Origin of the sequence: Pacificibacter marinus (assembly GCF_900109555.1) — a bacterium.
Classification (GTDB): Bacteria; Pseudomonadota; Alphaproteobacteria; order Rhodobacterales; family Rhodobacteraceae; genus Celeribacter; species Celeribacter marinus_C.
The window spans coordinates 84,451-96,528 of record NZ_FNZV01000004.1 but is presented as its reverse complement, the minus strand read 5'-3'; the positions used below and the strand labels follow the sequence as shown (position 1 = coordinate 96,528).

Genomic DNA, 12,078 nt, shown 5'->3' with positions numbered 1-12,078 from the left:
AGGGCGAATCATTGGCTTTACGAATCATGTCATGCGAATCGTTGATTCGCCACCCGTTTACCCATATTTCCTTAATCCGACATGCACCAGTGGGCGACGCACGCAGATGTCACTGTTACGCAACACACATATAGCCCTATTTGGCCCCGCCCTGCGTCCCCTTTGAGATCGACAGGCTGGCAATAAGATCATCAAAGGCACGGCGCTCGTCGCGTTTCATTTCAGCCCCATTGGCACCGATATCGTATTCTGCGCGATCCTCGGCCTCAGCCTTGGTCGCTTTGTTGCGCGCCTCGGCAGCCTGCGCCAATCGCCATGTGACGTTCTCATCATCTGCCGCCACCATATCCAAAATGCCATCATTCAATTCTGCGGAATATCCGCGGCGCGCTTTGATTTTAGCCAATTCTTCGGCCAAACACATTTGCGCCATTTCAATATCTGGCCGTTTAACCGGCGGCGTAATTTGAACATGGGGATGGGCCATCAGCCGATCAAGGGCGGGGGCTCCACAATTGTCCAAGACCTTGTCCCACAAAGCTTGCGGCGCCTTTTCATCCGCATGGGTGAGCAACGCATGCAACAGGTTGGCGTGGTCTTGATCGGCTGGATGCAGCGCCTCTAATTGGGATTCAAATTCAAGCGTGATGCCTGGATTGCGTAGAGCTGTGGCCAAAATCACGGCTTCGCGCAAAAAATCCACATAAGCGTCATCTGTGGAATTGATGACCGAAGATTTCGTTGTCGGCGCAGGCACGGCAGGCAGTTTGAACGACTTGGTTCTGGGGTCCCACTCGCGTTTGGGACGTGCTTCATAGTCGCCTTTACGCTTAAAGCTGGACTGACCGCCACCGGATGAATCGCGCCCAGCGCCGCTGTCATATCGATCATCATACCCACCACTATAACCGCCAGCATAACCATCACCGGCATCTGCATAGCTGTCCCCAGCATTTGACGAGGGCGCGAAATCCAGAGGCATTGCGAAAGGATCACTCATCCCGGCCCCCGTCGAGGATTCGCTTTGCGTGCGGTTGGATTTGAACAATTCAAAGCGCATGTCTTTGAGAATTTCACCATAATGGCGCTTCAAAGAGCGGTCTTTGATTGGGGTGATGGCATCGCGCAGCGCCTTATCAAGCATCGCGCGGCGTTCAGGACTGTCGAATATTTTGCCTTCCGTTTCTCGCTGCCACAGCAATGCGACCATCGGCACTGCCGCTTCAAGCACACTGCGCATACCAGCGCGGCCCTCGGCTTTGATCAAATCATCGGGATCTTTGCCCTCGGGCATGATTGCAAAGCGCAGTGATTTTCCGGCCTCAAGCAAAGGCATCGCCAAATCGATCACCCGCATGGCGGCCCGCAAACCGGCTTTGTCACCATCCAACGCGATCACAGGTTCAGGGTGCATCCGCCACATCAACTGCAATTGGCGTTCTGTCACCGCCGTGCCAAGCGGCGCGACGGTTGCTTCAAAACCAGCCTCGGACAAAGCAATCACATCCATATAGCCTTCGGCCACCACAAGGGTTTGCCCTTTGCCACAGGCTGTGCGCGCGCTGCCATGGTTGTAAAGGGCAGCACCTTTGTCGAACAAAAGCCGCTCAGGACCGTTCAAATATTTTGCCCGCGCATTCGGGTCCATCGACCGACCGCCAAAAGAAATAGCGCGGCCACGCGCATCACGAATGGGGAAAATAATGCGGTCACGGTAAAAATCATACGCGCCGCGCCCATCATCAGGCTTGGCAGCAACGCCAGCCTCAATGGCCATTTCTTCAGAAACGCCGTTGTCTTTGAGATGCGCCAGCAAAGCATTTCCGTTTGGCGCATAACCAATTTCAAAACGGTCCCGCGTCTCTTGCGCCATTCCGCGCGCATCCAGATAATCACGCGCAGAACTGCCGCTGGTTTGCGATAAGCTCATACGAAAAAACCGCACGGCAGCTTCGGTCACTTCAGCCAGTTCACTACGTCTGTCTGACTTTTGCTGCGCAACAGGATCGCGGGCTGGCATCGGCATACCAACTTCACCCGCAAGAATTTCGACAGCCTCCATGAAACTGGCGTTTTCCGTTTCGCGAATGAATGAAATCGCATCGCCTTTCGCATGACACCCAAAGCAATAGTAAAAGCCTTGCTTGTCGTCGACATGAAAGGACGCTGATTTTTCTTGGTGAAAGGGGCATGGCGCCCACATGTCGCCTTTGCCCTGATTGGATTTGCGCGCATCCCACATAACTTTTCGCCCGACCACTTGGGTCAGGGAACTTCGCGCGCGCAGCTCATCAAGGAATCCGGGAGGTAATGACATGGCGCAATTATCTGCATGTGCGCGCGCAGAGTCCAGCGCCTGTCAGCAAGGATTTTACTTTGATGTCACGTTCGGCGCACGTCAAACCAAAGTCGCCTTGGGTATGCCCCTAAAATACCGACTGTATCGTGCATTTCAGGTGCATGTAGCGCGCGCCAAAGAAAACAAGCGCCACATACATGTTGGTTAACACCCGCCTATTTGCCCCTGTAGCCCCACCTAAGATTCGATACCCGATTCGCAATTATTCCAGACCCGTTTCAACGGCGCGGCACTCAAACGGCAGCACTGTGGCACGACCATGGCTGCCACATCAGTTTGTGGTGGCAATATGTCGAAATACCTGCAAAAAATCACACAACAGCACCCAAATCACCGCTTACGTTCGCAAAGCCGCAACTGGAATGTGTTTCATTTTACTTTGTTAACCCTTTGAGCAATATTGACGTGTCGGTGTTGGCCTTAAGCAAGCCGTTATAAACAACGACAAAGATTGGGGGCGCCACTGTGAACAATACGTGTTGGTGCAATAATGTTTGGTACGATCCTAAACGCTCGAAATTTAGCGCCCAAAGCGCGCGCCACCAAAGCACTTGAACAGTGCAAGGCTGGACTGACAAAAACCAAATCAATCGCACGTCTTTACACACGTGACGATGACGGATCTTTGTTGATTTTTGGCCTGTTCACATTTGTGATTGTGATGCTCCTTGCCGGTATCGGCCTAGACGTAGTGCGTCACGAAACGCTTCGAACACAGTTACAAAGCACAACCGACCGCGCAGTCTTGGCCGCAGCCAACGTAGAAGGCGGCTCAACCGAAGAAGACGCCAAAGTCATCGTAAGAGACTATTTTGCCAAAGCGGGTCTGTCTGAATATCTCGACGACGTTCAGGTCACCGGTGGCGGATTTAACGGCGGGCGCAAAGTCAGAGCCGTGGTCAAAGCTACAATCCCAACCTATTTTATGAAATTTTCTGGCATCAACACCCTTGAGTTGACGGGCGTAGGCGCGGCCCAACAAAGCATAGCGGACCTGGAAATCGCTCTGGTGCTCGACGTTTCGGGATCTATGAGCTCAAACAGTAGGCTAAGAAACCTAGCCACAGCAGGCAAACAATTCGCCGAAACAGTCTTTGGCAATTCACAACCTGGCAGAATTGCGGTTTCGGTTGTGCCCTATTCCACTCAGGTGAACGTTGGTCCGACAATTTTGTCCCAAGTGAACCTGAATGACGCCCACCCGAACACTGCAGACGATTCACATTGCTTAAACTTCTCAGACGCCGATTTCTATGAGGCAGATATGGAACTGCCCAACAAAAGCGCCTCAGGCATTCCCGCAAATCCCAGTGCCAAATATTACGCACAAACGGCGGACACAGACCCATGGTATAATTACAGCAGCACGCCCTACATAAAGACGTGCTTGACGAAAAGTTACGCACGCGTCTTGCCCTATTCAACAAGTCTGGAATCTGTCAAATCCAAGATTGAAAGCTTAGAAGCCGAAGGCAGTACTTCTATTGAAATCGGTGTGAAATGGGGCGCGGCTTTGCTTGCGCCAGCATCAACAAGCTTTACTCAAGCCTTGATCGCAACTGGCGAAATCGATGCTGAAAACGCCATTCGTCCCAAAGAATTTTCTGCTAAAACACTTAAAGTGATGGTGGTGATGAGTGACGGTGAAAACACCGATCAAGACGTCATCCGTGCGCCCTATCGGTCTGGAGAATCAGATATCTACATCAACGATTCGAATGGCGATATATGGTTTCCTCAAACGCAAACAACCTGTTGGTATACGAATTCGAATTCCGGATGGGGATGGGGATGGGGAAAGAAAAAAGAAGTATGCGAAACAACGAACCAATACTACAAAACGCGCACAGGCCAGACTTCATCATCCCCATATGGTCGCCCTATGCTATGGCAGGAAGTCTGGGCCAACTTCACCGTCAGCAGACATGCCGACTTGCGCGAAGATTTGGGGGGGGACAGCTCTTACACATGGGAAAATCGCACGCTTGATACCATTAACAGCAACACCAAAGACACGCGCCTCGAAAACATTTGCAATGCTGCGAAAAAAGACGACGATATTTTGATTTTTACCATCGCATTTGAAGCGTCCTACAATGGTAAAGCGGCCTTGAAATCCTGTGCTTCATCTGACGCGCATTACTACAATGCCAACGGCATCGATATCACTGACACCTTCGCTGCGGTGGCCTCTAAAATCACCGAATTGAGACTGGTGGAATGATCTTTTTCAAACGCCTCATGCGCCTTACTAAGCGGTATAGAAAGACAGATGATGGCAGCGCGAATCTTGAGTTCACGTTGCTGTTTCCATTCTTTATTTACATCATTTTGGGTGGGGCTGAAATTGGCTATTACACCGTCTCATCGACCATGCTGAGCCGAGGTTTAGACATTGCGATGCGGGACGTTCGACTGGGGCATATGGATAACGTGACCGTGGGCACACTCAAAACAGCGGTGTGTGGCTACGCCACTTATGTCGACAATTGCGAAAGCAATATCCACATCGCGTTGGAACCCGTTACAGCCAAAAACTTTACGCCCCCTTCGAACTACGCTGAGTGCCTTGATCGCAGCAATAATGGTGCGCAACCCGCTACAGAATTTAAAACTGGGGCGGGCAATGAACTGATGTTGGTACGGGCCTGTGTTATTGTGGATCCGATGTTCCCAACCACATGGTTGGGCGCACAGATGCAAAAAACACCGGGGTCTGGTTACGCGATTGTGGCAACCAGTGGTTTTGTCAATGAACCGTAATATTGAAAGGACGCGCATAATGAAAATGCATCGCACCCATCCACGCCGCGCGATCTGCGCATTGCGCCGCTTCAATGCCTCTCAATCCGGTTCAATGTCTGTCGAAGCCGTGCTTGTCGCGCCTTTGCTTTTGTTTGGCATCATGTTCGTGCTCACGTTCTTCTCGGCCTTTCAACAAAAAGGCACAGCGAATAAAGCAGCTTACACCGTGGCCGATTATATTTCGCGCCAAACAGATGCAGTGGATGCTGATTTTATTGATGGCATGGCGGATATCTACGGATTTTTGAACAACCAAGGAAACAAAAAGATGCGCGTGTCATCTGTGATGTGGTCAGAGTCCCGTGGCGGAAAATACGTTTTACAATGGTCCCACGCTGCCGATGACGCCGATGCTTTGACCTCATCCACCCTGTCAGAAATCGAGTCGCTCTTACCCATTATGAGCGCTGGCACGACTGTTCTTGTGGTTGAGGCCACCACCAGGTGGACCCCTATTTTCAGCGTTGGATTGGATGTCTTGAATTTCAAAGATATCGTCATCACCAAACCACGCTTTGCCACACAGGTGATATTTGACGATTAAACTGCGCGCCCCTTTAGCTATGTAAACTAAGGTACTTGACCTGTGCCGCGCAGTCCTAAGTCATCTGTCGCGCCTCAATCAAGACGGCCATTGTGCGTCACGCGCGCAGACAACACATCAGCCATCGCCTTGCCAGCACCTGCAGATGTCACACCGCCAACCCCGATACGGCGCCCAATGCGCCACCACAGTCCGGGGGCCCATGCGCGTGGTGCTTTGTTCTTGAGAACAATCACAAATCCATTTGACGGCTTAAACGCAAAAGGTCCACGCTGCACGTGATCGATATCTTCAATACGGCACAAAACTCGGCCGGTTTCTTCGCGAATATCCTCTGGCGTCAGCAAAATATCACACTCTGTTGACGTCCAAACCCGGTACGCCGCATAGCTTGCAGCAAGCCCGACGGTGATCAAAAACACTTTGCCGATCAACACAGCCGGCGGACTTGTAAACATGATCCAAAAGTGGATCAGCCCCAAAGCCCCCAAAACGCCAACAGCAGACAGACGCCGCCCCAACGTTGCGGGCAAATTGAACACCCGTGTATCAACCTGCTCTTGCGCGGGGCCAGCCCCAGGATCAGTGTCAAATTGGTCAGTCATTCAGGCTCTCCTCGCCAAGTGTGCCGCGCAAATGCGTTTCACGTGCCTACCCCGCGCACGCCTTACAAGAAAGCGAAAACCTGCTGTCAGACCATTTCAAAGGGCTGCAATCGCGTTTGACACATTGCCCCGCCCTGCCCCGCAAGATAGGATTGCGCTGATTTTATCCGCCACGGACCCTGCCCCACATGCGTCTTGCTGCCTTTTCATCTGCCGCGCCCCGCGCGCACAGCCCCCAAACATCCACAGCTTTGCGGTGGATGCGCGCAAGCGTGGTGGTTGCGCTGTGTTTGCACCTTGGCGCATGCAGCACTCCGCCGGATTTCCAAGCGCGCTCTGTACCAATCGACAACACAGCCCCTTGGCCCACCTTACTCAACTCAAAACAGTTGACCCAAATAACCACATCCGCGACATCCGCAACGTCGACTGTTGCGGACAGCACTGGCACATTGCCTGCCCGCGTTGCCGCACTGCGTGCCCGCGCCGCACGCCTAAGTCCCCCAGTGCTAGATGAAGCCGCACGTGAACGCTTGCGCGCCGCCAGCGCACGCCAAAACTAAACGTCAAAACCAAACACTTTGGCATCGCCCAGCGCCGGCGTATCAATCCGCCCCTAAATCTAGCGCACACCAATCACCACACCCCGCGCATTCAGTTGCACCGCGCCAAAGAAGGCGCTAACAGATATGCAGATAATTTTTAGATTTTGGAGCCCCCCATGCCCGCAAACACACACGCCAAAGCCCCCCTTCGTCTTGGAATTGCAGGGCTCGGCACCGTTGGTATGGGCGTGATCAAAATCGTTCAGGAAAAAGCCGATCTTTTAGCCTTGCGCGCAGGCCGCCCTGTGGAAATCGTCGCAGTTTCAGCCCGCTCCAAAGGCAAAGATCGCGGCTATGATATATCAGGCTACGCATGGGAAGACGATCCAGTCAAACTCGCGCAGCGCGATGACGTTGATGTGTTTGTCGAACTCATGGGCGGCTCTGATGGCCCCGCGAAAGCTGCAACACAAGCAGCCCTTGAACTCGGCAAAGATGTGGTCACCGCCAACAAAGCTCTTTTGGCCCATCATGGTCAAGCTTTGGCCGAAACCGCCGAAAGCCACGGCGCTGTGCTGCGCTTTGAGGCCGCCGTCGCAGGTGGTATTCCCGTGATGAAAGCTCTAACCGAAGGGTTGGCTGGCAACGGCATCACCCGCGTGATTGGCGTGATGAACGGCACTTGCAACTACATTTTGACCCGCATGGAAGCAACAGGCCAAGGTTACAACGCGCTGTTCGATGAATGTGCGCGTTTGGGCTATCTTGAAGCCGATCCGCAGCTTGATGTCGGTGGCATTGATGCGGGGCACAAACTATCCCTTTTGGCCTCTGTCGCCTTTGGCACAAAAGTCAATTTCGACGCAGTTGAATTGGAAGGCATCGAGCGCATTACCAATCAAGATATCGCTCATGCTGCCGATATGGGGTATAAAATCAAACTCTTAGGCGTCACACAAATGACAGATCGCGGTCTAGAGCAGCGCATGACGCCTTGCCTTGTCCCAGACACATCGCCACTGGGTCAGTTGGATGGTGGCACCAATATGGTGGTGCTTGAAGGCGACGAAGTTGGGCAAATTGTTTTGCGCGGTGCGGGCGCAGGCATGGGGCCAACCGCCTCTGCTGTGATGTCCGATATCATGGACATCGCCCGCGATATTCGCCTGACCACCTTTGGCCAGCCTGCAAACACATTGATCGCGGCCACACCCGTAATGGACGCAACTCCAGCGCCATATTATTTGCGTTTGGAATTGATCGACAAACCCGGCGTCTTGGCAAAAGTCACCAGCGCGCTTGGCGATGCAGGCGTATCGATCGACCGGATGCGCCAATATGGCCAAGACGATGACGCCGATGTTGCGCCCGTTTTGATCGTCACAGACCCCGCTCCGCGCGCTGCCTTGGATGAAGCTATTGAAGCTATGGTAGGCACAGATGTTTTGATCTCGCCCCCCGTCGCCATCCGCATCGAAAAAGTGTAACTCTATGGATTGGGGCGCGCCGGTCGACATCTACTGCGAACGCATTTCAACCGCGTTTTGGAGTGAGCCGTTCAACGCCCTGTCCAACATCAGCTTTGTCTTGGCAGCACTTGTAACGCTGTACACCCTGCGTCAATTGCAACGCCAAACTGGACGCAAACCGACCTCTATGGACATAGCGCTCACCCTGCTGTGTGCTGGCATTGGGGTTGGATCATTTTTGTTTCACACCTTTGCCAACCGCTGGTCTGAATGGGCTGACACACTGCCGATTTGGAGCTTTGTTGGGCTATACCTATTCGCCACACTTACCCAAGATCCTGCAAAATCCAAACGGTTCAAAGCCATCACAGGCACGCTGATTGCGGCAAGTGTTGCGGGCATCTTACTGCTCTCGGCCAATGGCGAAGCGAGCGACACCAATGCGATTGACCCGCTCAATGGCTCTGGTCAGTACGCGCCCGCCTTGCTGGCTTTGATCGTCGTGGCGGGGCTGACATGGCGCAAAAAACACCCGCAGCGCGGCTACTTTATCGCTGCCACGATCACCTTTGCCCTGTCCCTAACCTTGCGCACCGTTGACATCAGCCTGTGTCCAAGCTGGCCAATTGGCACGCATTTTCTTTGGCATCTCAGCAACGGCGTGATGCTGGGCCTCTTGCTACAAGCCTATGTGCGCCGCCCGCACTAAGCGCCGCAGCACCGTTTTCGACCATCACAAAAATGAAGTCCGCGGAGCCAAATCGCTTTGAAAAGCGCGGCTCTAGATTCGTTAGCGCAAACACATTAATTGTTAGCGCACACATGCATCTGACTGTCTTGTTCGTGTGATTAAGATGTGGTTCTCAAGGCGCAAACGCTCACTTTGGGCCGCAAAAGGATCACACCATGTCAAAAAACACACCCGAATTTCACGACCGCATGCTGTCTTTGGGTCTCGCCCGCGTGACAGAAGCCGCAGCCATTGCCTCGGCCGATTGGGTTGGGCACGGCGATGAAAAAGCAGCCGACCAAGCCGCCGTCAACGCCATGCGCGAACAGTTGAACAAACTCGATATCGCAGGCGTTGTTGTCATCGGCGAGGGCGAGCGCGACGAGGCCCCAATGCTCTACATCGGCGAAAAGGTCGGATCGGGCACAGGCCCCGCCGTGGACATCGCGCTTGACCCACTTGAGGGCACAACCTTGACCGCCAAAGACATGCCAAATGCGCTGACCGTGGTCGCTATGGCCCCGCGCGGTACATTGTTGCACGCGCCAGATGTCTACATGGACAAACTCGCAATCGGTCCAGGGTACGCCAAAGATGTCGTGTCTCTCGATATGGCCCCAACCGAGCGCGTCAATGCTCTGGCCAAAGCCAAAGGTGTGTCGCCCAAAGACATCACCCTATGCGTGTTGGAACGCCCCCGTCACGAGGCCATGGTCGATGAACTGCGCGCGACAGGCGCTGCGATCCGCCTGATCACCGATGGCGATGTCGCTGGCGTGATCCATTGCGCCGAAGCGTCCACTGGCATCGATATGTACATGGGCTCTGGTGGCGCGCCCGAAGGCGTCTTGGCGGCCTCGGCGTTGAAATGTATGGGCGGGCAAATGTGGGGCAAGCTGTTGTTTCGCAACGATGACGAACGCGGCCGCGCCACCAAAGCGGGCATCACCGACTTTGACCGCATCTATGCACGCGATGAATTGGTCACCGGCGATGTGATTTTTGCAGCCTCGGGTGTCACCGATGGTTCTATCGTCAAAGGAATCGTGCGTGCGCCGACATCCTTGACCATTGAGACCATTTTGATGCGTTCAAAAACTGGCTCTGTGCGCCGCATGAGCTACACAAACCCCGTCTAATCCCCTGCCGATGCAGACATAGAAAAGCCTATAAACGGGCCGCCCTCATCACAACAGGTGGCCCGTTTGCGCATCTGGCACGCGCCCAATGGCATTGCAACCGCGCGCCCATGCGGGCATTAAAGGGCATGAGTGATTTTTTAGATGTTTCCGCCTCTTTGACCCAGCGCCGCTGGGTTGGCCCCTCGCCCGAAAATGACCGCTTGGCCGAAGCCATGGCGCAGCAAACAGCACTGCCATTGCCCCTGTGCCAAACGCTGGTGCGCCGTGGCGTCACCGTGGAAGACGCCGAAGCATTTTTGACCCCAGCCCTCAAAGATTTGTTGCCAGATCCGATGGTACTCAAAGATATGCAGCCCGCTGCAGAACGGTTCATCAAGGCCGTCAAAGCCCGTGAAAAAATCGCGGTGTTTGCCGATTATGATGTGGATGGGGCAACGTCCGCCGCGTTGTTGATCACATGGTTGCGCGACATGGGCCACGTCGCCACGCTTTATATCCCAGACCGCATTGATGAAGGCTACGGCCCCAATGAACCCGCGATGGAAGCCCTCGCGCGCGATCACGATCTTATCGTCTGCGTCGATTGTGGCACGCTGTCTCACGGACCGATTGCGGCTGCGAAAGGTGCTGATGTGATCGTACTTGATCACCACCTTGGCGGCGAAACCTTGCCCGATTGTGTCGCTGTGGTGAACCCGAACCGCCAAGATGAAACGGGCGATCTGGCACATCTATGTGCGGCGGGCGTCGTGTTTTTGATGTTGGTTGATGTGAACCGCCGTTTGCGCGCCGATGATATACGTGGGCCAAATTTGATGCGCTACCTCGATTTGGTCGCACTTGGCACCGTCGCAGATGTCGCGCCGCTGATTGGCGTGAACCGCGCGCTTGTGCGACAGGGCTTGCGGGTTATGGCCGATCGCGAGCGCGTTGGTTTGCGTAAACTGGCAGATATTTCGCGCATGGACACCGCCCCCACGTCTTACAGTCTGGGATTTCTGCTCGGCCCGCGCATCAACGCAGGCGGACGCATCGGCGCTGCGGATTTAGGCGCACGCCTGTTGTCTACAACGGATGAAACCGAGGCACAGATGCTGGCCGAACGATTGGATTATCTCAACACCGAACGCCGCGAAATCGAAGCCACCGTGCGCGCAGGCGCTTTGGATCAAGCCGCTGAACGCGGCCTTGACGGGCCACTTGTTTGGGCCGCAGCCGATGGATGGCATCCGGGCGTGGTTGGCATCGTGGCCTCGCGCCTGAAAGAATCCACCAATCGCCCCGCCGTTGTCATCGGTTTTGATGGAGATGAGGGCAAAGGCTCTGGTCGCTCGATATCGGGTGTCGATTTGGGCGCAAGCATTCAACGCTTGGCCGCAGAGGGGCTTTTGGTCAAAGGCGGCGGACACAAGATGGCAGCAGGCCTGACTGTGATGCGTGACAAACTAGAGCCTGCGATGGCGCGCTTGTCTGAGCTTTTGGAAAAACAAGGCGCTGGTGATGCTGGCCCAGCCGATCTGAAACTTGATTCCCTGTTGATGCCCGGTGCGGCCACTGTCGAATTGATCGCCAAGATTGAGGCCGCTGGTCCTTATGGGGCCTCCGCCGCAGCGCCGCGCTTTGCATTTCCATCATGCATGATTCATTTCGCCAAACGTGTGGGCGAAAGCCACCTCAAGGTGACGTTTTCTGACGGGCAAGGCCCGCGCTTGGATGCGATTTGTTTTGGGGCGTTTGACACAAAACTTGGCCCTGCGCTTGAAAGTCATGGCGGCAAACGGTTTCACATGGCGGGACGTTTGGAAATCAACACTTGGGGCGGGCGTCAATCGGTGCAATTGCGCCTTGAAGACGCGGCAGAGGCCTAATTCGGACAGGC

At 54.4% G+C, this 12,078-nt stretch carries 11 protein-coding genes; 9 read left to right on the top strand and 2 right to left on the bottom strand.

Annotation, left to right across the window (positions count from 1 at the left end; translation table 11 throughout):
* Nucleotides 1–136: 136 nt before the first annotated feature.
* Nucleotides 137–2,317 (bottom strand): DNA primase, encoded by a 2,181-nt coding sequence (gene dnaG / locus BM025_RS06985; RefSeq protein WP_085849113.1) that lies wholly within the window; start codon nucleotides 2,315–2,317, stop codon nucleotides 137–139.
* Between dnaG and BM025_RS06980 the strand changes: the two genes are divergently transcribed.
* The 4 genes from BM025_RS06980 (at nucleotide 2,316) to BM025_RS06965 (ending at nucleotide 5,708) form a co-directional block, all read left to right on the top strand.
* Nucleotides 2,316–2,507 (top strand): hypothetical protein, encoded by a 192-nt coding sequence (locus BM025_RS06980; protein WP_085849114.1) that lies wholly within the window; start codon nucleotides 2,316–2,318, stop codon nucleotides 2,505–2,507. The two genes, dnaG and BM025_RS06980, sit on opposite strands and share 2 nt — an antisense overlap.
* 342 nt (nucleotides 2,508–2,849) lie before the next feature.
* Nucleotides 2,850–4,583, top strand: coding sequence for a pilus assembly protein TadG-related protein (locus BM025_RS06975; protein ID WP_085849115.1), 1,734 nt, complete (start codon nucleotides 2,850–2,852; stop codon nucleotides 4,581–4,583).
* Nucleotides 4,580–5,122 carry a TadE/TadG family type IV pilus assembly protein gene (locus tag BM025_RS06970; protein WP_085849116.1) on the top strand — a complete coding sequence of 181 codons (543 nt, stop codon included), beginning with the start codon at nucleotides 4,580–4,582 and terminating at the stop codon, nucleotides 5,120–5,122. Before BM025_RS06975 ends, BM025_RS06970 begins: the two co-directional genes overlap by 4 nt.
* Nucleotides 5,123–5,141: 19 nt before the next feature.
* On the top strand, nucleotides 5,142–5,708 hold the full coding sequence (locus BM025_RS06965; RefSeq protein ID WP_170842139.1) for a TadE/TadG family type IV pilus assembly protein: 567 nt from the start codon (nucleotides 5,142–5,144) through the stop codon (nucleotides 5,706–5,708).
* 74 nt (nucleotides 5,709–5,782) lie between these two features.
* Here the strand turns inward: BM025_RS06965 and BM025_RS06960 are convergent, their stop codons facing one another.
* Nucleotides 5,783–6,313: a hypothetical protein gene (locus tag BM025_RS06960; RefSeq protein WP_085849118.1), complete on the bottom strand. Its 531-nt coding sequence runs from the start codon at nucleotides 6,311–6,313 to the stop codon at nucleotides 5,783–5,785.
* A 188-nt stretch (nucleotides 6,314–6,501) separates the two neighbouring features.
* Between BM025_RS06960 and BM025_RS06955 the strand changes: the two genes are divergently transcribed.
* The 5 genes from BM025_RS06955 (at nucleotide 6,502) to recJ (ending at nucleotide 12,067) form a co-directional block, all read left to right on the top strand.
* Nucleotides 6,502–6,876: a hypothetical protein gene (locus tag BM025_RS06955; RefSeq protein WP_085849119.1), complete on the top strand. Its 375-nt coding sequence runs from the start codon at nucleotides 6,502–6,504 to the stop codon at nucleotides 6,874–6,876.
* A gap of 158 nt (nucleotides 6,877–7,034) precedes the next feature.
* Nucleotides 7,035–8,345 carry a homoserine dehydrogenase gene (locus BM025_RS06950; protein WP_085849120.1) on the top strand — a complete coding sequence of 437 codons (1,311 nt, stop codon included), beginning with the start codon at nucleotides 7,035–7,037 and terminating at the stop codon, nucleotides 8,343–8,345.
* Nucleotides 8,346–8,349: 4 nt separating this feature from the next.
* Nucleotides 8,350–9,036, top strand: a complete 687-nt coding sequence (locus BM025_RS06945; protein ID WP_085849121.1) for a DUF6962 family protein — start codon at nucleotides 8,350–8,352, stop codon at nucleotides 9,034–9,036.
* A gap of 197 nt (nucleotides 9,037–9,233) precedes the next feature.
* Nucleotides 9,234–10,196, top strand: a complete 963-nt coding sequence (gene glpX / locus BM025_RS06940; protein ID WP_085849122.1) for a class II fructose-bisphosphatase — start codon at nucleotides 9,234–9,236, stop codon at nucleotides 10,194–10,196.
* 128 nt (nucleotides 10,197–10,324) lie between these two features.
* Nucleotides 10,325–12,067, top strand: coding sequence for a single-stranded-DNA-specific exonuclease RecJ (recJ, locus tag BM025_RS06935; RefSeq protein WP_085849123.1), 1,743 nt, complete (start codon nucleotides 10,325–10,327; stop codon nucleotides 12,065–12,067).
* The last annotated feature ends 11 nt before the right edge of the window (nucleotides 12,068–12,078 follow it).